This is a genomic window from Sediminibacillus albus, from assembly GCF_900101125.1.
GTDB lineage: Bacteria > Bacillota > Bacilli > Bacillales > Amphibacillaceae > Sediminibacillus > Sediminibacillus albus.
The window spans coordinates 578,180-600,007 of record NZ_FNFL01000001.1; the positions used below are offsets into that span (position 1 = coordinate 578,180).

The 21,828-nt window shown below is 39.3% G+C and carries 27 protein-coding genes and 1 pseudogene; 13 read left to right on the forward strand and 15 right to left on the reverse strand.

The genetic code is table 11. The features are described from left to right. The first annotated feature begins 29 nt into the window (after positions 1-29). Positions 30-668 (forward strand): PAQR family membrane homeostasis protein TrhA, encoded by a 639-nt coding sequence (gene trhA, locus BLR93_RS02985; RefSeq protein WP_093211068.1) that lies wholly within the window; start codon positions 30-32, stop codon positions 666-668. A gap of 54 nt (positions 669-722) precedes the next feature. Here trhA and fadH read toward each other — a convergent pair whose 3' ends face one another. Further along, on the reverse strand, positions 723-1,490 hold the full coding sequence (fadH, locus tag BLR93_RS02990; protein ID WP_093211070.1) for a 2,4-dienoyl-CoA reductase: 768 nt from the start codon (positions 1,488-1,490) through the stop codon (positions 723-725). A 147-nt stretch (positions 1,491-1,637) separates the two neighbouring features. On the opposite strand from fadH, the gene BLR93_RS02995 reads away from it, so the two are divergent. From BLR93_RS02995 to BLR93_RS03010, 4 genes are all read left to right on the forward strand, one after another. Further along, positions 1,638-2,489 carry a metallophosphoesterase gene (locus BLR93_RS02995; protein WP_093211072.1) on the forward strand — a complete coding sequence of 284 codons (852 nt, stop codon included), beginning with the start codon at positions 1,638-1,640 and terminating at the stop codon, positions 2,487-2,489. Positions 2,490-2,590: 101 nt separating this feature from the next. Then, positions 2,591-3,169 (forward strand): SCO family protein, encoded by a 579-nt coding sequence (locus BLR93_RS03000; protein WP_281241669.1) that lies wholly within the window; start codon positions 2,591-2,593, stop codon positions 3,167-3,169. Positions 3,170-3,295: 126 nt separating this feature from the next. Further along, entirely contained in the window at positions 3,296-3,772 is a 477-nt protein-coding gene (locus tag BLR93_RS03005) for a YkyB family protein (RefSeq protein WP_093211074.1), read from the forward strand. Between the two features lie 120 nt (positions 3,773-3,892). Beyond that, positions 3,893-4,102 (forward strand): hypothetical protein, encoded by a 210-nt coding sequence (locus BLR93_RS03010; protein ID WP_093211076.1) that lies wholly within the window; start codon positions 3,893-3,895, stop codon positions 4,100-4,102. 18 nt (positions 4,103-4,120) lie between these two features. On the opposite strand, the gene BLR93_RS03015 is transcribed toward BLR93_RS03010, so the two are convergent. From BLR93_RS03015 to BLR93_RS03030, 4 genes are all read right to left on the reverse strand, one after another. After that, positions 4,121-4,312, reverse strand: a complete 192-nt coding sequence (locus BLR93_RS03015) for a PLDc N-terminal domain-containing protein (protein ID WP_342720198.1) — start codon at positions 4,310-4,312, stop codon at positions 4,121-4,123. A gap of 132 nt (positions 4,313-4,444) precedes the next feature. Then, positions 4,445-4,834: a hypothetical protein gene (locus BLR93_RS03020; RefSeq protein ID WP_093211078.1), complete on the reverse strand. Its 390-nt coding sequence runs from the start codon at positions 4,832-4,834 to the stop codon at positions 4,445-4,447. Positions 4,835-4,921: 87 nt separating this feature from the next. After that, a complete protein-coding gene (locus BLR93_RS03025; protein WP_093211080.1) occupies positions 4,922-5,800 on the reverse strand; it encodes a patatin-like phospholipase family protein in 879 nt (292 codons plus the stop codon). 215 nt (positions 5,801-6,015) lie between these two features. Beyond that, positions 6,016-6,159, reverse strand: a complete 144-nt coding sequence (locus tag BLR93_RS03030; protein ID WP_093211082.1) for an FbpB family small basic protein — start codon at positions 6,157-6,159, stop codon at positions 6,016-6,018. A 195-nt stretch (positions 6,160-6,354) separates the two neighbouring features. Here BLR93_RS03030 and BLR93_RS03035 point away from each other — a divergent pair, with 195 nt between their 5' ends. Beyond that, the gene (locus tag BLR93_RS03035) at positions 6,355-7,512 is read left to right on the forward strand and encodes an aminotransferase A (protein WP_093211084.1); all 1,158 of its coding nucleotides are present in this window, start codon (positions 6,355-6,357) and stop codon (positions 7,510-7,512) included. Between the two features lie 28 nt (positions 7,513-7,540). Here BLR93_RS03035 and BLR93_RS03040 read toward each other — a convergent pair whose 3' ends face one another. Then, positions 7,541-7,771, reverse strand: coding sequence for a Spo0E family sporulation regulatory protein-aspartic acid phosphatase (locus BLR93_RS03040; protein WP_342720199.1), 231 nt, complete (start codon positions 7,769-7,771; stop codon positions 7,541-7,543). A gap of 8 nt (positions 7,772-7,779) precedes the next feature. Then, a complete protein-coding gene (locus tag BLR93_RS03045) occupies positions 7,780-8,013 on the reverse strand; it encodes an aspartyl-phosphate phosphatase Spo0E family protein (RefSeq protein ID WP_245690044.1) in 234 nt (77 codons plus the stop codon). Between the two features lie 227 nt (positions 8,014-8,240). Here BLR93_RS03045 and BLR93_RS03050 point away from each other — a divergent pair, with 227 nt between their 5' ends. From BLR93_RS03050 to BLR93_RS18205, 4 genes and pseudogenes are all read left to right on the forward strand, one after another. Then, the gene (locus tag BLR93_RS03050; RefSeq protein WP_093211090.1) at positions 8,241-8,588 is read left to right on the forward strand and encodes a PilZ domain-containing protein; all 348 of its coding nucleotides are present in this window, start codon (positions 8,241-8,243) and stop codon (positions 8,586-8,588) included. 388 nt (positions 8,589-8,976) lie between these two features. Next, the gene (locus BLR93_RS03060; RefSeq protein WP_093211094.1) at positions 8,977-10,137 is read left to right on the forward strand and encodes a tetratricopeptide repeat protein; all 1,161 of its coding nucleotides are present in this window, start codon (positions 8,977-8,979) and stop codon (positions 10,135-10,137) included. Positions 10,138-10,163: 26 nt separating this feature from the next. Beyond that, positions 10,164-11,309 (forward strand): S1C family serine protease, encoded by a 1,146-nt coding sequence (locus tag BLR93_RS03065; RefSeq protein WP_093211096.1) that lies wholly within the window; start codon positions 10,164-10,166, stop codon positions 11,307-11,309. 274 nt (positions 11,310-11,583) lie between these two features. Continuing rightward, a pseudogene (locus BLR93_RS18205) lies at positions 11,584-11,667 on the forward strand (YjcZ family sporulation protein); the annotation flags it as partial. Positions 11,668-11,761: 94 nt separating this feature from the next. Here BLR93_RS18205 and BLR93_RS03075 read toward each other — a convergent pair. Both BLR93_RS03075 and BLR93_RS03080 read right to left on the reverse strand, forming a co-directional pair. After that, on the reverse strand, positions 11,762-13,768 hold the full coding sequence (locus BLR93_RS03075; RefSeq protein ID WP_093211100.1) for an EAL domain-containing protein: 2,007 nt from the start codon (positions 13,766-13,768) through the stop codon (positions 11,762-11,764). Between the two features lie 262 nt (positions 13,769-14,030). Next, positions 14,031-14,441, reverse strand: coding sequence for a YwpF-like family protein (locus BLR93_RS03080; RefSeq protein WP_093211102.1), 411 nt, complete (start codon positions 14,439-14,441; stop codon positions 14,031-14,033). A gap of 512 nt (positions 14,442-14,953) precedes the next feature. Between BLR93_RS03080 and BLR93_RS03085 the strand changes: the two genes are divergently transcribed. Continuing rightward, a complete protein-coding gene (locus tag BLR93_RS03085; protein WP_093211104.1) occupies positions 14,954-15,277 on the forward strand; it encodes a hypothetical protein in 324 nt (107 codons plus the stop codon). A gap of 234 nt (positions 15,278-15,511) precedes the next feature. On the opposite strand, the gene BLR93_RS03090 is transcribed toward BLR93_RS03085, so the two are convergent. From BLR93_RS03090 to BLR93_RS03105, 4 genes are all read right to left on the reverse strand, one after another. After that, the gene (locus tag BLR93_RS03090) at positions 15,512-16,567 is read right to left on the reverse strand and encodes a DctP family TRAP transporter solute-binding subunit (protein ID WP_093211106.1); all 1,056 of its coding nucleotides are present in this window, start codon (positions 16,565-16,567) and stop codon (positions 15,512-15,514) included. 15 nt (positions 16,568-16,582) lie between these two features. Then, positions 16,583-17,863, reverse strand: a complete 1,281-nt coding sequence (locus BLR93_RS03095) for a TRAP transporter large permease (protein ID WP_093211108.1) — start codon at positions 17,861-17,863, stop codon at positions 16,583-16,585. Continuing rightward, positions 17,860-18,396 (reverse strand): TRAP transporter small permease, encoded by a 537-nt coding sequence (locus BLR93_RS03100; protein ID WP_175559219.1) that lies wholly within the window; start codon positions 18,394-18,396, stop codon positions 17,860-17,862. The genes BLR93_RS03095 and BLR93_RS03100 overlap by 4 nt, the downstream gene beginning before the upstream one ends. 424 nt (positions 18,397-18,820) lie before the next feature. After that, entirely contained in the window at positions 18,821-19,399 is a 579-nt protein-coding gene (locus BLR93_RS03105; protein WP_139184378.1) for a class I SAM-dependent methyltransferase, read from the reverse strand. A gap of 172 nt (positions 19,400-19,571) precedes the next feature. On the opposite strand from BLR93_RS03105, the gene BLR93_RS03110 reads away from it, so the two are divergent. Further along, the gene (locus BLR93_RS03110) at positions 19,572-19,754 is read left to right on the forward strand and encodes a hypothetical protein (protein WP_093211114.1); all 183 of its coding nucleotides are present in this window, start codon (positions 19,572-19,574) and stop codon (positions 19,752-19,754) included. 92 nt (positions 19,755-19,846) lie between these two features. Here the strand turns inward: BLR93_RS03110 and BLR93_RS03115 are convergent, their stop codons facing one another. Next, positions 19,847-20,206 (reverse strand): hypothetical protein, encoded by a 360-nt coding sequence (locus tag BLR93_RS03115; RefSeq protein WP_093211116.1) that lies wholly within the window; start codon positions 20,204-20,206, stop codon positions 19,847-19,849. A gap of 224 nt (positions 20,207-20,430) precedes the next feature. Between BLR93_RS03115 and BLR93_RS03120 the strand changes: the two genes are divergently transcribed. Beyond that, entirely contained in the window at positions 20,431-21,186 is a 756-nt protein-coding gene (locus BLR93_RS03120; RefSeq protein ID WP_093211118.1) for a hypothetical protein, read from the forward strand. Positions 21,187-21,216: 30 nt separating this feature from the next. Here the strand turns inward: BLR93_RS03120 and BLR93_RS03125 are convergent, their stop codons facing one another. Continuing rightward, positions 21,217-21,663, reverse strand: coding sequence for a hypothetical protein (locus tag BLR93_RS03125; RefSeq protein ID WP_093211120.1), 447 nt, complete (start codon positions 21,661-21,663; stop codon positions 21,217-21,219). Between the last annotated feature and the right edge of the window lie 165 nt (positions 21,664-21,828).

Sequence of the window (21,828 nt, forward strand, 5' to 3'; positions counted from 1 at the left end):
AAAAAAACGGCTTCGGAAGGACGATCATATTGGCAAAAACACATACTTTCACCAAAAGTGAAGAATTCGCGAATGCCCTAACTCATGCAATCGGTGCTTTGTTGAGCATAGCAGCGCTTGTCACTTTAATAGTTCATGCCAGTCTCCATGGAACCATCTGGCATATTATCAGCTTTACATTATTCGGAGTAACAATGGTTCTACTTTATTTTTCTTCCACCTTTGTCCATGCCTTGCCGCAAGGCCGCGCCAAAGACTTATTTGAAATAATGGACCATTCCTCGATTTATTTTTTTATCGCAGGTTCTTATACTCCTTTTTTATTCGTGGCAGTTCAAGGCTGGCTGGGATGGACGTTGTTTGGCATCGTGTGGGGAATTGCAATAGCTGGAACGATTTTTAAATGCTTCTTTGTTAAACGATTTCTGTTTGTGTCAACTATTGGGTACATTTTGGTAGGCTGGCAAATCGTCTTTGCCTGGCAGAGCCTTGTTCAAAATATTCCTTATAATGGTATCGTTCTCCTCGTAGCAGGGGGCTTACTTTACACGATAGGGTCTGTTTTTTACATGTGGAGAGGCTTTAAGTTCCACCATGCTATCTGGCACTTGTTTGTATTAGCAGGAACAACCGTACACTTTTTCTCTGTTATTCTCTACTTGATTTAATCAGTAGGTAAGCTAAACAAAGGCAAAAAGCCGGTAGGGCTTTTTGCCTTTTGCTTAAAATGGGTGCTTGTTCAACCACTGTCCTCCATCCATAGTAATGACTTCTCCGTTTATATAGCCGGCATTGTCAGAACAAAGGAAGTGTGCGACGCCAGCAATTTCTTCCGGCTTTCCCAGTCGATGAAGCGGAACAGAATCCAATGTCCGTTGGGCAGCTTCTTCCGAAAGAAACAACTTCTCTGCGCCTCCTGTCCGCTCAATAGGGCCCGGTGCAATTGCATTCACCCTAATCCCATACTTGGTTCCCCATTCGACTGCCAGTGTCCTTGTCATGGAAAGAACGCCAGCTTTTGCTGCTGCTGAATGAATCACACCTGCTCCAGCATTCCAAGCGTAGGTAGCGACAATATTAATAATACTTCCTTTCCATTCGTTATTGATCCAATAATTCCCTACTTCTTTACTGCAATAGAATGTTCCATTTAAAACAATGTCGATCACAGAATTCCAGCCATTCACGGACAATTTTTCAGCAGGGGATATGAAATTGCCTGCAGCATTATTTATCAGGTGATCGATCTGGCCAAACTTGGAGATTGATAATTCGACCATATTTGCCACCTGATCCGGCTTTCTTACATCCATAACAAAATACTCAACGTTTCCGCTGCCGCTAATTTCAATTTCCTGTTTTGCGGTGGACAAAGTTTCCTCAGTCCGCCCAGTAATTAATACATTGGCGCCTTCCTCTACAAAACGCTTAGCCATAAACTTTCCCATTCCGTTTGATCCGCCAGTTACAATAACTGTTTTATTTCTCACCAGCACTCCCTCCCTCTTTAAAATCTTCCATATAAATTATAAAATTCCTTTATCTTTTATTCTATTTTACTTCTATAAGCTAATAAGTTACATTAAATGCTATAATACTCCTAGATAAACTCTACCAGAAGAAAGGCTTGGAAACCTATGAACCGAAGATCATTCCTTAAAAAAATATCCGCCTCAGCTCTTGCACTCCTGGGAATTGGCGGAGGTACTTATTATTATGCTAGAGATATTGAACCAGGTATGTTGAAAATAAAGCATGAAACACTTTCTTCTGGCAAAATACCAGCATCCTTTGATGGCATAAACATTCTGCAGTTTTCTGACACCCACGTTGGTTTTCATTATAGCTTGGAACAATTAGATCAGCTGGCAGCTGAAATAAATGCCCAAAATCCTGACATCGTTTTATTTACAGGTGATTTGGTGGATGAACCAAACCAATTTAACTGGGATAACCAAATTGTCACTATCTTAAAAACCATTAATGCTCCTTTAGGGAAGTACTGGGTTTATGGCAACCACGACCATGGCGGGTATGGTACAGAAACTGTGAAGAAAGTCATGGATGCAGGCGGATTTGCTTTATTACAAAATAGCCATGTAAATATTACCCGCGGTGAGACTTCGATTACCATTGCTGGTGTAGACGATGTCATGCTTGGCAAACCTGATTTAGATAAAACTTTAAATGGCGCAAATCAGGACAATTATACAATAATCATGATTCATGAACCTGATTATGCTGACAAGGCTAAAAATTACCCTGTAGATGTGCAGGTTTCCGGTCACAGTCATGGTGGGCAAGTGCAGATACCCCTCGTAGGGCACGTGTACACACCTGCTTATGCCGAAAAATATGTAGAAGGTACGTATCATTTGGATGACCGGCTTCAATTATTTGTGAGCAGAGGAATTGGCACCACCCGTCTGCCTTACCGATTTTTATGCGCTCCTGAAATGACTGTCTTCTCATTGAAATCCAGCCAGTAGGTTTATAGCTGATTACAGTAGTCACAGAAAGGACATAGTATTTTTGAAACAGCCATGCTAAAATAGTTGGACAACAGACATGTAAGCATGGAGGTAGTAAGATGAGAATGAAATATAAAGCCGTTGCACTTTTCTCTGTTTTGATTGCTTTAGTATTGACCGGCTGCGGCCCTAAGTACGAGGGAGATTTCTCCTACGAGGTAGAGCCATTTGAATTTACAAACCAGGATGGTGAAACTGTCACGAAAGAAGATCTCGAAGGAAAGTTCTGGGTTGCCGATATGATTTTCACTAATTGCGAAACCGTCTGTCCTCCTATGACAGCTAATATGGCCCGACTTCAGGATAAATTGCAGAAGGCGGGACTGGATGTCCATCTCATTTCATTCAGTATAGATCCGGAAAATGATTCGCCGGAAGCTCTGAAGCAATACAGCAAGGAGCGTGGAGGGGAATTTGATAATTGGGATCTTTTGACCGGTTATCAATTCGAAGATATAAAGAAGTTCGCTGTTAATTCTTTTAAAGCGTTAGTGCAAGACTTGGATGAATCGGACCAATTCCTGCATGCTACAAGCTTTTATCTAGTTTCCCCCGAGGGGAAAGCAATAAAAAAGTACGATGGCACCAAAGCTGCAGAAATGGATACCATTGTAGAAGATATAAAAAAGATGAATTGAGATTGTGGAATTTTAACAGCAAAAGTTATTCGACAGATGGTTGAATAGAGGCTTAATTAGTGGTTTTTATCCAACTTTCTGTTGAACATAACTTTGCGAAAAGCTGAAAGGAGCAGGAATAGAAACATGAGCAATAAGCTTAAAAATCTGGACGACATCGCGAAAGCACTGTTTATAGTCAACCGCCACGCCAAAACAGCTCCAAATCCACGCCGCCTTTATGATCTGAAAAAGCAAACCATCAACAAATTGTTAAAAGAAAAGCAGGCTCATAAAGTTGGTCTGCATTTTTCTGATCACCCCAAATACAGCCGCCAGCATTCCACCTTACTTGTAAAAGTCAGTGACTATTATTTTCATATTCCGCCGACCAAACAGGATTTCAGTGAGGTTAAGCACTTAGGCTCAGTGGATAGGGATTTCCGCAATCCAAAACCGCAAATGGGTTTGTCCCAAGCCAAAAAAATACTTAGCCATTATTTGGGATGGCCATTTCCCGATAACCCCGAACCAAACCTCAAAAAGCCGGCATCTTCTTATTATACCCCCTCTTCGCTCGGCCAGTGGGAACGGCGGCCGCGCAGAGGCCAAAATAAATATTGATTAACTTTTGACGCAAGGGATTATTAAAAAAGCTGCAGAAAGTCTGCAGCTTTTTTTAGTGGCCTAAAGGTTTTAAGATAACTGAGAAAAGGAAAGCAATACGAAAAGGAGGTATTTTATATGCAGCAATTACAAGATTTTCTGTATGAATTAAACAAATATATGGATCAAACTTCTGTATTAAAAGACTCTTACAATCGGCTGACTGATTCGGAGAAGAACCTTGTGTTATCACAATCGCCAACAAACCAGTCACCAGACAAACTATCTGAGGACGCCACAAAATGGCTGTCTGCCATGCAAAAGGAAATGGGAATAAATAATGACTGATCCAGTTATGCTTTCGATTTAAATTTCACGTATAAACAAATAGACAATGAGTCCAACAACCGGAAAGAATAAAGTTGCAACTAATACAATGACAGCAAATTCTCTGCTTCTTCCTTTCTCGACGGCGTCTTTATATGCCCAGATACTAGTGAATATGTTTAAAAAAAACAAGCCAACAATAAATAATATGAAAATCATGATAAGTTCCAAGTCGCTTTCTCCCCCTTTCTCTATAGTTACGGATAGATATTCGGGAAAGTTTCAAGACCATAAAAAACTTACCCATCTCCAGGAAATCGGTGATGGGTAAGTTTTTATACAATAATCATTTTCTCGCTTCATCTAGTAGGAATGGGATTTCTTTTTCAAGTTATAGACAATGGACTTGCAAATTCTTACTGTGCACAACACCCCGCCAAAAAAAACAATTCCTAAAAGTAAAAAACGAAGATGCTCGCTGCCACTTTCTTCAACAGCCAGACGATTGCCGCTTTGGAACCAATAAATAATTGCAGTTAAACATATGCTTCCCACCATATATGTCAACAAGTCATTCCATTGCAGCAAGATCAATAATCGTATCAGGGGGCGTACCACCCAAAAAAACAGCAGAATTGCTAAAAAACCAAACAAAAAAAACAATTGATTATCGGTTACTCCCAGTGTGTGTAACTGTGCTTTCTTTAAAAAAATAGTAAAACAATGGAACAAGGAACCATTCCAGACATCCATTGCGAAACACCTCTTTGAGCCTTTTATTACCCATCATTTCCATATCGGGAAAAATTCATACCTCAAGCGCTAACTGGTGACGTTTAATTATTCGACGAGCAATGGCTCCTTTATGTTTGTTTCAATAAATGAACGTATTTGCTTTCCTTGTGCCTCTGCTTCTTTATACCCTTGCAGGTATAGGGCATGGAGCTTTTCTTTTTTTCGTTCGACCCTTCCGACTAGTAAAGGGTCTTTCGGGCGAATAATATAAACTTCCTCGTTTCTTTCCATTTCTTCCAATTGCTGTACGGCTTTATTATACCTCTCATGCCGGTCGGCCATAGCTTTTAATAAGCCCGGGTATTGTTTATAAGAATGATTGAATAACCAGGCGAATTTCATTCTTTTCTTTACATACCCAGCATTCCGGGTCAACACAACTACGTGCTTTTTATTGCCTGCCTCGATGGACGGGGTTATGGGAATAGGATCGGCAATTCCACCATCCATTAAATTTCTCCCCTTATAAGTAATACTTGGAGCTATCATTGGAAGCGAACTTGAGGCACGGATCACTTTCAACAAATCCTCATTCCCCTGAAAACTATCGTAATACACAGGCTCTCCAGTATCTATATCTGTCGTACTGACTGTCAGCGTGGTGTTACTTGTAAAAAAAGATTCAAAATCAAAAGGAACGAGTTGATTGGGCAGGATATCAAAAATAAAATCCATTCCAAATAATTCCCTTTGCTTAAGGGCTCGTTTAAAGGATATGTAATCAGGGTGACTGCCATATTCCACTAGCACTTTATAGTTTCTTCCCCGTTGGCGGGCCACATAAGAGGTCGCGTTACAAGCACCGGCTGAGGCTCCCGAAACAAATGGGAATTCTATCTGGCTATCATGAAAATAATCAAGCACTCCGGCGGTATATGCTCCTCTCATTCCTCCGCCCTCAAGGACTAGGCCAATATCTTCCATATAAACTGTCACTTCCTTTATTCAAAAGAATAATCCTTATTATAACAGTTTCCCAAAAATATGATAATGGCAGATAGCTTTATTAAAGTGCCCAGTTTTCCATAAAAAAACTCAGTACCACTACTGACCGTTTAAATTCAAAATGTCAAATTGCAGGGTACAAGCTGAGAAATCTCCCTTCTTTTATTAACCTTCTTTGTTGTGATATCATCAGCTTAGCGTTTGAGTTTTTTATTGTTGTTTTTTTCGCGTTTCCATTCTATTTGCTTTTCTATTTTGTCCATTGCTTGTCGGTCGTTGATAAGTTCTTGTTTATTTTGGTTAACTAACTCTGAGAAGGATAGTTTACGCTGTCTCATTATAAACTCACTCCTTTACCTTTTCTCGTTTGAAAACGATGGAAATTTTCAGCCATAAATGCTCTGGGATTTCGTTCCATAGCATCTCATGGCTGAAAAGCTGCTTATATCTATATTTATTATACTTAATTATCGTTATATATCTATCAAAATTGTGTGAACAATTTGTAAATTTATATGTTGGAGGACGCTCATGTGGAACATTTATTAAACGACCAAGTTAAATCATTGCAGATATCAGGCATAAGGAAATTTTTTAATATGGTAGCCAATAAACAAGATATTATTTCTTTGACAATCGGGCAGCCAGATTTCCCCACTCCTGAAAATGTAAAGAATGCCGGAAAAACAGCCATTGACCAAAATCATACCACCTATACTCACAACGCTGGCATGTTTCCGCTAAGGCAGGCAATAGCTGATTTTGTATCTGAAAAATACCACCTTTCTTACAATCCTGATGACGAGATTATCGTTACAGTAGGTGCATCCCAAGCAATTGACATCACATTAAGAACCATTATCCAACCAGGTGATGAGGTTATTCTCCCTTCACCCGTTTATCCAGGATACGAGCCTTTAATTAAACTTGCTGGCGGCGTCCCCGTCCATGCTGACACACGGGATACTAACTTTAAATTGACTGGTGATTTAATAAAAAGCCATATAAGTAAAAAAACGAAGTGCGTCATCATCCCCTATCCGTCTAATCCAACCGGCATGACATTAAGCCATGCCGAAATAGAGGATATTGCCGATTTGCTGGAAAACAAAGAAATATTTATCCTTGCCGATGAAATATATAGTGAATTGGTTTATGAACAGGACCACACCTCTATAGCTTCCTTTAAAAAGATGCGGGACAAGACCATCGTCATTAACGGCTTATCAAAATCACACTCGATGACCGGATGGAGGATCGGATACTTACTTTGCCCCGACTGGCTGGGTGCACATATATTAAAAGTTCATCAATACAATGTCTCCTGTGCCACTTCGATAAGCCAGCACGCTGCACTGTCCGCATTAACTTCGGATAAGCTAGCGCCGATTAAAATGAAAAATCAATATAAAAAAAGACGCGACTATGTGTATCAGCGCCTAACCGACATGGGACTGGATATCCTAAAACCGGATGGAGCCTTTTATTTCTTTATAAAGCTAGAAGTTGACGGTCTGTCCTCCTTTGAATTAGCGATTAAGCTAGTCGAAGAAGCTAAACTTGCGCTTGTTCCCGGAGATGCTTTTTCTGAAGGAGGAAAAGGTTATTTGAGGCTCTCCTATGCCTATGATTTTAAAACAATTGAAACTGCATTGGAACGCCTGGAAACCTTTTTAAAAAACAATCAATAAAAGCAAGGCTGGCAATAAGTGCATAAAATCACTCATTGCCAGCCTTCTGCTTTTTTTGGCTTCCTAATTGTTTATGGGAGTCATAGATGTTCAATAATCGATCCAGTTCTTGACTGAGGGAAATGGATTCTGCACTTGTGAACCCCTTTCGGAGGGCAACCTTGGTCATCTTATTCCGTAAAAGCTCAATTCTTTCCAGAAGAGTTTGCAAGTTTTCCATTTTCTGATCGGTTACCCCCTCTACAACATGATAATCCATTACATAAACTATATTACTTTTGGGTGTAACACCGTTGTGCCGTTTTCTCCATAGCCTTCAGGGTTAAACGCTTGTCCGGTTGCGCTGTACTGATTAAGCAGTGCATCCAACTCCTGGCTTAGTTTCAGCGTCAACAAACTCGATAAACCCTGATCTTTTGCTGTATGTATCATTTGTGCTCTTTTTTGGGCTATTTTCTCTTGTAACTTACGTAATTCTCTACCCGAATCGTAACCTACCACCTTACTCAAAACCTTTCTTATTCGACTAATTTTTAGAACCTTAATGATTATGTCAAAGGAAATACAGTAAGTAAAGCATATCGCAAAATTAGACATTTTTTTCAAGTAATTTATGGTAAACTAGGATAATAACTACATAATTCGACAAATATTTTTTTGCAATCATAGCAGTAATGAAAGAAAGACTGTTCCTTTATTGTCACAGCAACAGGAGGTAGAACAGAACCATGTATTTTAAGCGGAACGAACCCTATCGGTACTCATTCAGCCAGCCGGTGCCGAGCAGAATAAAGAAAATACCGAGCAATCAGGATGACAGTTTTTCAAATGCTGTTATTGTAGATGTAAGTTTAAGCGGGATTCGTATGGAAGTAGAAAATCTGTTTTTAGAGGATGGGGATAGGCTGCAATTAGAATTCCAGCTTCTAAACCAAGCCTGCCGTGCGATTGGGTCGGTAGTATGGAGGAAAGGACAGGAAAAGCGATATAGTTATGGCATCCGGTTAGATTATGATGAACAATACCAAAGGCAAATAACGGACCTGCTTAAGCGATTGGCAAGAGGGGGAAATTAATGGATTGGATATACCCCTCCACTTTTGTTAACGAAAAACAACCCTGCCGCTTATTGAACAAGCGGCAGGGTTGTTTTTATCCATTATCAAATATACAGTATCCAATGTTTAAAATAAGTAATCCTATCGATACGATTCCTAAAATGATTTCCATAGCCAACCAACACCTCCTATTCCATCTTATCTTGTGCACTGATTTTCAGCAACTGTATATAATAATTTTCCCAAGAATGGGTATTTAAATCAAGACACTTACACTAAGCAGGCCGTTTTTGCTCAGCAGCTATTAACAATAAATGGGTATGGATATACGGTTGTTTATGGTAAACTATTGTTTGAGATTCAATCATGAGATTGCTAGTTTTTACAGAAGAAAGCGGGTGTTCTTATGCTCCATTGTCCATATTGCGGAAGCAAAACGAAGGAAGACGAACTGTTTTGTATTCAATGTGGAAAGAAACTACCAGAAGACAGATATGAAAGAATACCTCAGTCAAAATATAATTCCCGTGTTTGGTATTTACCTGCTATTGCATTTACTGTCAGCTTGATAGCCATTGGATTCTATTACTTTCATCTTGAGCACCAGACAGATCAAGCAAAGGAAGCTTTTAAAGAGGGAGAAGAAAGTGCACTGGAAGGAGAATTTAACGAGGCTCTGGTTCAATTCAGTAATGCACTTAGCGAAAATGCGAATTTTCCCGCGGCTCAAGAAAACAAAGAGTTTATGCAGGTTGCCCTTCGCTCAAAACTCGATTTAAAACAAGCACAGGACTATGCGTCTGAGAACAAATATCAAAAATCATTAGAAAAGATAAACGAAGCGGAAGATAATTTAAAGATATACAATGGCGAAGCGGTTGATTTAATCATTTCTGAAGTCGTGGCTCAAAGGAAAGAGATACAGTTAAGCCAATTGAAAGAAGAAATGGAAGAGGATCCGGCGATTGAAAAATTAAAGACACTCTTATGGCAAGCTGAAGGGATAAACAGCAGAGAGTCAGACACGATTGCAAAAGCCATTAGGAAACAAATCATATCTTATATTTTTTCGACGGCAAATGAACAGCTAGCCCAGAAACAATTCAGCAACGCCAGAGACATTGTTGAAGAAGGGTTAAACTATGTTCCCGAGAGTGACAAACTGCTAAGCTTACAAACTACGATTGAAAAGGAAAAAACTGCCTTTGAAACGGAGCAGCAGCAAAGAATTGAACAGGCTGTAACAGCTGCAGAAAAAGAAAAAACACAAAATGAGAATGATGCAGTGGAAATGCTAAAAGCGAAACTCAGCCAAGATGACCAGGAAAACATTGTCATCATCGGAAGATTAAAGAGTATTGCTACGGTTCCCATCAATTCCATTTCCGTAGAGTATTCAGTCTTAAACGGGGAAGGCAGGGAATTATTCTCAAACGAGGTCTATGTGTATCCTGACACATTATACCCCGGAGAAGAAGGGAAATTTGAATTTACTCATTATGATACTAAAGCATCAACCGACTCCTCGAGCATCAAGATAGAAAAAATTAAATGGTTACTTGAATAACGAACGAAATACGACGGAGTGAGATAATGAAAAACAAACAAATCTATCTTCCGATTTTAATAACAGTTATTCTTTTGCTGGCTGGTGGCACTGCCATTTACTTCATTCATGACAACTGGAGCAGTAAACCACTGGATGTTAAAAACACATTAGCTCATCAGGTAGAAGAACAACCGGATACGGTCAATTTGAAGTCAATCATCCACCAATCACAAAAAAATGTAGTTCAAGTTGAAGCCCTCGATAAATGGAATGAGAAGATTGGTTCCGGTTTCCTCTATAATAATAAGGGAGATATTATTACTAATGCCCATGTTGTAAAAGATGCTGAAGCTATCTATGTAAAAACAGCAAACGCCCATACGTACACAGCAGCTCTAGTTGGCGTCGGAAAAAAGCTCGATATAGCAGTGATCCGGGTTCCTCAGCTTGCGAATCAAGCACCAGCGGAGATGGATCCGAATTTCGAGGCTGAATTAGGGGAAGAAATCATAGCTGTTGGCAGCCCGCTCGGTTTCCAAAATTCCGTTACATTAGGTATTATTTCAGGAATAAATAGATCTTTTACAATTGATAATTTCGAGTACAAAAATGTCTACCAAATATCAGCTCAAATTACTCATGGAAACAGCGGCGGACCACTAATCGATCGAGCGAGCGGCAAGGTAATCGCCATTAATTCCGCTGGGACAGATGAGGGGAATATTGGTTTCAGTATTCCTATCCAACAAGTAATGGACCAAGCAGAAACATGGTCAGAAGCAGCAGAAGATAAAGAATTGGAATATGAAAGTGTGGCTGAAAATGCCCAAGAAGTCGAACCTGAGAAATTACAGCAGGATGCCAAGTACATGATTAACTACTTTTTCGAGAGTCTATCGATCCGCGACTTCATTAATGCTTATACATTATTGGGAAGCGAATGGCAGATGGAGACGGACTACCAGCAATTCCGTGAAGATTATGTGTACATTGTCGATACAAAAACTTCAGAAATGACTACAAGTTTCGATGAGGAAAGCAATCAAGTGACAGTAACTATGCAAGTAGAACATGAAGAGCGCAATACCAATCAAAAAACAGCTGTTAAAAACTATCATTATACCTTCAAAGTAGGTTATGAAAATGACCAGGTAAGATTGCTAAGTGGCACACGGGAAGAAATATCTTAATATTAGCATGACAGCAAAACCGGCCTGGCGGACCCGCCTAGCCGGTTTTATTTAAAAACGGCATATACCTGACAAAACTCTTTCTAAAAATATCCTTTCCATAGGCATTCAAAGCAGCCCAAATTGATGGATGTTTCCCTCCAAATAGGCAAACGTCCATACAAAGCCCTGCCCTTTTCCATATAGTAAAATGTAAACATTCAGGAGGTGAGTATGCATGTCATTTGGTTATCCTTACGGAGGAGGATATGGCGGTAACTGCGTAGGCGGTTATTCTGGCGGTTATGGTAACTCCTTCGCTTTAATTGTTGTCCTATTCATTTTACTCATCATTGTTGGTGCAGCTTTCTACTGCTAATCCGTCCCCTCCTCACCATCAAAAACAAAAAAACAAACCCTCAACTGATTTCCAGAGGGTTTGTTTTTTTATCTTTTCTATCGAGTATCCAGCCTTATTGAATGCGGGCCAAAAGGCTGTCGGCTTCCTTTAATGGAAGTGGTTTATAAAAATAAAAGCCTTGGATTTCATCACACTTTTCGTTTTGCAAAAACAGTAATTGTTCCTTGGTTTCTACCCCTTCGGCGATTACTTTCATTTTCAGGGAGTGTGACATATGGATTATTGATTTAACTATCGCCTGGTTTTGTGTTTGATTATCTGATATGAATAATTTGTCAATTTTCAATTTACTTATTGGAAACAAACTTAAATACTTTAAGGAAGAATAACCAGTCCCAAAATCATCAATTGATACATGAACTCCCAAGTCTCTTAAGCGAAGGAGTGTGTCCAGAATCGATTCCTCATTAGTCATTGCCGCGCTTTCAGTTATTTCCAATTCTAAATACTCGGCGTTTAATCCTGTTTCCTTCAAAATGTTTCTTATTTTTCCCGCCAAATCCTTTTGGTGAAATTGCTTGGCTGACAAATTAACCCCGACCACTCCTTGATAACAGCCCTGATCATGCCATTTTTTGTTTTGGAGGCATGCTTCTCTCAACACCCATTCTCCAATATCGATAATTAAACCAGTTTTTTCTGCCAGAGGGATGAACTTGCTTGGCGGAATGTATCCTTTTGTTGGGTGGTCCCAGCGCAACAAAGCTTCGAATCCGACAATTTCCCCCGTTTGAATATCTTTCTGCGGCTGGTAATGCAGTTCAAACTGCTCCTCTTTTAATGCTTTCCGCAATTCGAGTTCCAGTGAAAGCATTTCTTTGAAATTTTCAGTAATAGAAGAATCATAAACTTTATAGTTATTTCTATATTTTTCCTTGGTGACATACATAGCCGAATCGGCCTGTTTTATTAATTCATTTACTGTGATCCCGCTGTATGGATACAAACTAATGCCAATACTTACCGTTATGTAAATTTCATACTCCTCTATGAAAATAGGCTGTTCAAAAGCGTCGATGATTAATTGGGCATAAGCTTCTACTTCTTTTCTCGTTTTATATCCTTTTTGTAATAACAGAAACTCATCGCCGCCCATCCGGGCTGCAAATGTAGCTTCATCCAGCAAACCCTTCAGCTTCCTTCCACAGGCTTTGAGCAGCTCGTCCCCAAAGGAATAACCAAGCGTATCATTTACTTGTTTAAAATAATCCAAGTCAACAAAATAAACAGCCAGGTTCTCTTTATCAGTTCCTGTTTCTTCTATTGCATCTTTTAACACTTTATTAAAGTAATTGCGATTAGGCAAATCCGTTAGTTCATCATAGTAAGCTGTATATTCAATTTTCCGTTCATTCTCGACTCGATCGGTTACATCTTGAACTAGTGCAGCCCTTATAACTCTGCCCTGAAGTGGATATTCCATCACTCTCAACTCAAGATGGAGTTGCGAACGGTTACCTCTGACACCAGTAAATCGATAGGTGGAGGGTAAAGAAGTTTCAGTAAATAAAGTTTCACTATCTTCCAAAAACAATTCCGAAACAGGGATACATTTTAGTGAATTGATGGAAATCCCGAAGATTCTGGCAAAGGTCGGGTCGCAGTCGATAATTGATTCGCCGTCGAACAAGACCAGACCTTCTTCACTTAAATTCGTCCATTGTCCTATTCGGCTTTTCACAGCCGCAGTGGTTTCTGTGAGCTCCTGTTGCAGAATCAGCACATAGATAGGCTTGGCTGAGGATGCTTCTGCAGAAATACAAAAGCTTTTTATTTGATAATTTGTATAGGGGCTCTTATTTTGTTTATGTATGGCAATAGTCTTTTCTTTATCCTTCATACTATTAAAATCGAAGAAATCATTGATGGAGTAAGGCTGTGATGATGACATGCCCAGCAATTTAAAAGCAGGCGCATTTCCATCAATAATAAGGCCATTTTCGTCGACGATGAGGATAGCATCTTGCAGATGTTCTAAAAGCCCATAGTGAATAGGTAACTTCTCTTCCTTGGGTGTCAGCGACATTTCTATTTGCCCTCCTGATATTATTGCTACCATTGCTCTATACTCTTGGCTCTCTTCCCATAATTTTCAAGGGGAAAAACTTATCCTTTATGGTAGATGGATAATGATTCACATTCTGCATCTTGCTATCAAACGATTTATTATTTTAACTTAATCATAGCTGGTAGTTATAGTCAATGTCTTATTCCTTCTGAATCCACACTAGTTATTGGTGCGCCCTTTCAAGCCCTGGGCAGCAGTTGGGAGTCGGTTATCGGTTGGATTGAACACAGATATCTGCTCATGTCAGGTACACCTATACGCGATCCTTAAACTCATCCAGCAGTTCGTCGCCCTGGTACCCTTCTTCTATTAACGATTTTAACGTTTTCTCGATCTCACTTTTTTTCCTATCGACTAATGTGCTAAGAAACAACACATTTATATGTTCACCTATATCATTGATATCAAGAATCGAAGCCATGAACGTTGCCGGCTGGTTGCTTTCCTTCGTAATCTTTGCTTGTAACATGATTTTGTCATTTTCCTTTTTCAAGTCCCGGAAATAACTAGTATATGAATGATCAAGATATGCTTCGAGTATCCAATGATTTTTGTCGTCTTCCCGGTTGATGATAAGTCCATCAAGTAATGGAATATTTCTCGGGCGTATTTCTGCTGGTTTGTCTTCGAGTACATCAAGGGAAATAAGTTTAAAAGTTTTCATGTTTTCCTCCTGAGATTTTTATTATGACCTGTGAGGCATTCGCTTGAATCAGTCTTCTCCAATTTTAATAACAGGGGCGTTACCCGATTTTTCGCCACTACAGTCGATATTTCCACGATCATGAATGTTTATAACGATTATTTCGATAAACTCAAGTATAAATCCTCTTTCTTTTACTCAGACATCGACATTTTTTATAAGTTCATTTAATCAATCTGCGTTCACACTAATAAGTTTATCAAAATATGACCCCTTTTAGAAACGGGGGTGAAATTAATTACCTGGGCTGTTTGGCTATCTTACACAGGTTTGCAGCCAACCCGTTCCCATTCCCTTTTAAACCTTACTTTTTGACTATCTTTTATTAAGTATAAAGGTTTCGGTCATGGTACAAAAGGGTATCTATATACCAACACAGAAAAAGTTAGCGGCCGCGTATTTGCTTCGTTTACTTATAAACTTTTAACTTGATCAATAGAAAAAATACATTATCAAACGGAGAGGTGATTACCTTGAAAGAAATTACATCCTATCAAGTAGATCTGACTTATCAGTTAACAACACAGGAAATCATGGAACTTTATCGTTTTACTGTTAAAAGTGATCATGACATATATTTATACCAGGACAACCAAATTGCAGATGCCGGTAATTTCCCCAAGCTATTGTCATTTTTTCTGGTCGCCACAACAAAGCAACCGCTGGTTGTCATCATTGATGGAAAAGATCCTGATAACTGTTATCAGCAGTTTAAGAAACTCTTAAATAAAAATGTAAAAAAATCACAAATCAGAAATAGACATAAAACTGAAAAGGGAATCTCCATTGTCATTTAAGTAATCGTTGGTAACTTCTTTTGAGAAGTTTATCATATATAATCATTCCTTTTCTCCATCTTTACTCGACAAAACCCGCTTAATAAAAGCGGGTTTTGTTAGTTATTCGCTCTAGTTGGCCGATTATTACTTCCATTAATATCACAAACAAAACACAGCATCCCCAATGGCAAGCCATTTTATTTTTAAACAAAAAAACAGCCGGAACCGCAAGACGCGATTCCGGCTGTTTAACTAGTTTTCGCCGTCACTGGCTTTGTTCATTTCTTCTTCAAGCTTATCAAGTATTTCCTGGGCTGATCCTCCTACTTGTTCAACATACTGATTCCTGACGGGCTCGCCAGCATCTCTGAACGACTCTCTTTGTTCAGCAGATAACTCAGTAATCTCAATATTGCTGTTTTTCTCAATTTCATCCAATGCCTGCTGGTTTGTTTCAGCTTGAATGTCAAAAGCCTTATCCTTCATTTCCTCAATTGTGTCGTCAATCATTCTCCGGACATCGTTTGGTACCTCATTATACAAATCCGGATTCACCGCAGTTGTTGTTGTATATAAGGAGTGCTTGGACAATGTCAAGTACTTCTGAACTTCGTAAAATTTCATTTGCTCGATCGCAAATAGAGGATTTGTCTGTCCTTCAATCATGTTCAACTGCAAACCGCTGTACACTTGTTCATATGGTACAGGTGTAGGGTTAGCTCCATATTGTTCATAAGAAGAAACAATAAGCGGGGATGGCATTGTCCGGAATTTCATCCCCGAGAAATCATCCGGTTCTTCCACTTTTGTTTGGGTTGTCCAATGATTGAATCCTTCCGTCCAATAAGAAAGCACCTTAATTTTCTTTTCTTCGAATTGTTCTGCAAGAGGCCCATACAATGCTTCACTATTATTCAGGATTTGTTTATTTACTTGCATATCATCCGAAAACAAGAAGTGCAACAAAAGCACTTGTGACTCAGGGACGATGGTTCCGATGTTTCCAGGTGATATAATTGCAAAGTCGATAGCGCCTATCTGGAGCAGTTCAGCCTGTGTGGTGGCATTGCCAAGCTGGCCGACTGGATAAATTTCAATTTTGATATTTCCTTCAGATTTTTTTTCGATAATTTTTTTGAATTCCTCTGCGTACGTATTTTGTACAGAATCTGGTGATTCTTCATGGGCAAACCGGAATACATATTCAGGAGAATTTTCTCCTCTTGATGTCTCTGTTCCTCCTGATCCACAGGAAGCTAACACAATGGTCATCAATGTAATTGTCATAACGATGATTATTTTTTTCATAAAGTCACCTTCTCTCTATTCCGAGTAAAAGATTTGGTAGGAAGTAATAATTTCCGGAAATAATATAAATAGCGCTGACGCAGCCATTAATATCAAGATATACGGCCAAATGCCCTTTATAATTTCTTTATATGGTTGTTGAAAAACGGCTATCGCAGTAAAGATATCCACTCCGAATGGCGGGGTAGCAGACCCGATGGCCGCCTGCAATGTTACAATCACGCCTAACGCTATAGGATCGACTCCAGCATCGATGGCAACAGGATAAAAAATCGGCGTCAATATCAAAATAACGACTAATGGATCTACAAACATACAACCAACAAAAAAGAAGATAGCCACAATGAATAATACATAGGTTGCAGACGGATCATTTCCAAGTACTGCTTCCGTTATTTCCTGGGGAAGTTTGGCGTAAGCAAGCACCCAGCTCAGCGCAGTACCGGCCGCCACTAAAATAAATACGGCGGCAGTTACAATAGCTGTCGACTCTGCTATTTTTGGCAAATCTTTTATTTTTACATCCCTGTAGATGACTACTTCCAACATAAAAGCATATAAAACAGAAATGGCAGCAGCCTCCGTGGGACTAAAAATACCTAAGTAAATTCCGCCGATTATCACTATAGGAAAACCGAGTGGTAAAATAGCCCTTTTTAAAGCCCTGCCCCGCTGTTTCCAGGAAGCCTTGTTATCGTTCCCCAGCTTCTTGAAGCTGGCTAGAAAATAGCTGTAAAGCGCAAAGAAAAAGAAAATAATAATACCCGGCAATATACCGGCAATAAATAATTCCCCAACAGATGTACCTGTTACTACACCGTATACGATCATAGCAATGCTGGGCGGAATCATCAGCGCAAGGTCACTGGCATTGATGATTAATGGGATGGCTTGCTTATCGCTATAACCGATATCTTTTAGCCGTTGCCTAGTCGGTTTACCGACTGCAACTACAGTTGCCTGGGTCGATCCAGAAATCGAGCCAAACATTGCACAAGCTGCTGCGGTAGTTATCGCGTATCCTCCGCGAATATGACCGATAAAGCTGCCGACAAGGTCTAACAGCCGTGTAGACGTCTTACCGGAAGACATGATATCTGCAGCAAAAATGAACATTGGTACTGCTAACAGAACAAACGTCTGAATCCCTATCGAAAATTGTTGTACAAGTACCATTGGATTTAACTCCGGAAAAAAGGTTAAAGCTACTGCCAACGGAGCCACAAACAATGGAACCATGATTGGATATCCTAAAAACAAAAGTAAAAACATAATGCCGAGCAGCATCCAAATCATTTAATGTCAGCCTCCTCTCGCTTCCATGTAGGATCTTCGGTTCCATCAATCATTTCATCTTTATACCGATAATTAAGCCAGAATTCCCGTAAATATTGAACACCGGAAAAGAAAAAGCCAATCGGTATAAACAAAGTAATTAAGTAAACGGGAAACCTTAATGCAGCAGTTACACGGCCTAATTGATAAAGGGTTATGGTGTAATCAGCTGATAGATAGAATAGATAAAAAAGTAATAAAGAAGTAGTTGCTGTAATGATCAGCACGAGAATTTTTCTCACCTTAAATGGCAAAAACTCTACTATAGCAGTCATTTTCAAATGCCTTCCCCTTCTGGCACAGTAACTTAGCCCGATAAACGTTACAATAATGATGAAAAACTGCCCCAGTTCTTCTGCAAAGGTTAAACTATTCCCTATAGTCCGGGCAAACACATTTGCAAGCAATATTAGGGTCATACCAAAAATGGCACATATGATAATCCACCTCTCTATTCCAGCCTGTATCTTGTCCAGTTTTCTAAATAGGTTCATTGTTCTCATCCTTTCCTTCTTAAGGCCCGGTACTAACTTAATTCCTCTTATATAAGTTGGTAAACGTACAAATTACAAACTTACCAGGACAAAAGTCTTTCTTGCTGACTTACTTAGTATGAACCGGAAAATGACAGCTATAAGACTTTACAAAAAAAAAAAGACCATTCTCGATGGTTCGAGAACAAGTCCATTTCTGCCTTCGCCGGCATTAATCCTTTTTAACTTTCTTTCGCTCTATTTCCTTTTCCAACTCATATACAGATATTATCAATTTTCCCACCTCTTATTTCCTACTTTCATTATAAGAAGCGGGAATATTTATCTGAACGACTATGAGAAGGAATCCTTCTCATACTTTAGACTGAAAGTTTTTGTCTGGTCCAACAGGGATGTGCGACCAAAGGCAAATGTAAATAATGCTTCATACTGCTTTTTCTTTTTCAGCCACGATATAATAAACGTTACTATTCATACTACCGGAAGTAACGGAAAAGCCCGCATCATTTAGTTTTTCCATCAGTACTTCCTTGGGCAGCCGTTCATCCATCACGGGACCTTCTTCATCCCCAGACTTTTCCCACTCAACGATGAGCAGCCTGCCGTCTTCACTGATAACTCGGTGTATTTCTGTTATTGCTTTTCCCAATTCATCCACCTCGTAAAGGACAAAAGAAGCGACGCCCCTTTGAAAGGAACCATCAGGAAAATTTAAGTAGTCAATCCCACTTGGCATTCTGTCTACATTCTCCAACCCTTGTTCAGCGGCACGATCAGCAAGAATTTCCAACATTTCCTGCTGGATGTCGACTGCCAGTACCCGATCTTTCGTCGCCTTAGCAATCGGTAAAGTCAGGTATCCGTTCCCGGCACCCAAATCAATTACTTTTTCATCTCCATGAAGGTTTAATAATTCGATCACTTGATCGATAGGCACTACTTCTTCCCGTTGGGGGTCCAATAATTTTTCTGCTTTTTGATAAGAAAATAACTCTCCTGCCATATATATCCCCTTTCCGTCCAGGTATACTGTTATTTTTCCTTTATTTTTTTCATTCAAACATACTTTGCCTGATTCATCCCTCCTAGAGAAGGACTGCTGGATACCGATAAGGATTAGAATCCAAATTCTTAGGGAACTATGAAAAAAAAGCAAACCGTTAGGAGGATTGTTTATGATATGGGTTTATTTGTCCATCCTTGTACTCTTACTTGTCGGCGTTGCTGTTTACTATGAAAAATGGGGCAAACAAAAAAACAATGATTCAACTGTGACTATAGAGGAAGAAGAAACATTGAATGAAGACTATATTAAACATGGGGCTCACAATGAAACCGAGGATGCCGATAAGCTGTAAATCACTTATTCCATGTCAAATACGTTCCCTAAATAGAGTTTTCCGACTCAGGAAAAGGGCCTGCATCGAATTTGCAGGCCCTTTTTAGTTAGCTATAATTTTTTTTCTTTATTCACTTTTTGTTCTATGAACTCACAAAGATCTCCTATCGTCTGAAAAGCGTCAAACTCTCTATTATACGGTACCTCTTTTTGAGGCGGCGGATCCAGTTCCCAATAGTTAGCAAGTTCCTTTAACGTAGCGGCAAAACGATCTCTATCACCTTTATACAATGCAGCTAAACTTGCTTCGGTTGTCAGATATTCACTTGTATTTGTCATTTCTGAATCCGCATATTTGTAAACATACTTTACAACGCTCAAGTAGATTTCGTATACAATTCCTTTCGCGTGGGCTATTTCTTTTAATTTTTTCTTTGTTTTCTTTTGCTCAAAGTCAATTAAATCACCCATTGTCAGCACCTTTCTTGCAATTATTAATGGTATCTTCCAGATTGCTCGTCTTTAACAGCCCTAAATTAATCATACCACTACAGAAAAAAAAGAAACTTCTCCAGATAATCGTCAAGATAGCAGCATCAGCAGACAATGTGTATTTTGACCGCTTGATTTCCGTTTTCCATGATCTTTTGTATAATGAGAGTAATAAAAAAATTGAGGTGACAGGAGTTGGCCGCATGAAGAAAATGATAATACTGTCTGTGTTTATCCTGCTGTTTTTGATTTCGGGTTGCTCAGATAAAGAAGCACAATCAATTATAGTTAAGTCTGAGGAACAGCCTGCCCATTCGGAAAAAAAGCCAGCTTTTGTCGAAATGGAACAGGAAGGTGAAAAAAGTGAACAAGAAGAAAACCTGCTCGAATTCACCTTGCCTAATGAACAGATTGTGATAAACCTGAATGAAGTAGATATTTTGAAAAATTACCTGTCAATTATTCCAGACAGGCAGAGGGAAATTGAAAGTATGTCTTTAACAAGGGTAGATATTCCAGATAAAGACACAATTTATTTACTGCAATTTTCCTGCCGGGAGGATGCGTGTTCCTATCTTCTTTTAAATCAACAAGAGCAAGGTGGCTCTTTTTTAGCAGCTGACCTTGCAAAATTTAAGTCTGCTTCCGTATCTCCGGATAACAAACAGCTTATGTTGTTATTTAGCAGAATAGAATCAATGGATGGAGTTGAATTAACAAGGGATAAGTTAGTTATGATCCAACTGGAGGGCATGAAACAGCTTTACGTGGCTCAAGAGAAAAATACCCCGTTTGAAAATAATTATCAGTGGCCTATCTTATCTGCCAAATGGGAAGACAGCGATCATCTTTCAATTACTATCCCGGAAATTCCCAACCAAGGAGAGAAAACATTAAAAGATTGGCATTTATCCGACAAACAAACGAAAAAAATCCAGCTGACTGTGTTTGAAAAATAACATTCGGAACCCTTCCGAACACCGTTTCCTTCATTCAAATACCATTTCTTTCTCTGTTTGAATACTCTTCAGCTCACCATTCAGGTAAAACTCACAGGTGATATACAATGTATGTGTCCCTTTATCTAGAGGCTTAAATAATTTAGGATCTTGGGGGTGATATACATCTCCCGGATCTAACTCTTTTGTAACCGGACTTCCAGTGAAATCATTCATTTCACGATTTACATCAAGGGAAATTAACGGGGTACGATGCAGCAGTTCAACCGGTTCTTCTCCTATGTATTCAAGAGACCTCAGAACCTGAAATCCTTTATCTTTCTTTTCTACCTGAACATGAATGATAAAATCATCAGCTTGTTCATTGACTTTAACAGGTTCAGCAAGCTTGGCACTGGAGGTTTCTGCTAACCAGTAGGCCGCTGCCGCCCCAATTACTGCCATAATTGCTGCTACTAACAGCGTTTTTTTAAACATATTTCCCCCTCCTCTGTCTTCTAGTGCCAATTAAGTCTACTAAAATTATCCTATTAAATAGACGTTTAGCACTGGAAGAAAGTTTCATTTTTTTCCCAAATATTTTCTGTGATTTAATAAAATTAAAAACGGGAATCGAGTAAAGTGAGTGTTTAGAATGATGGA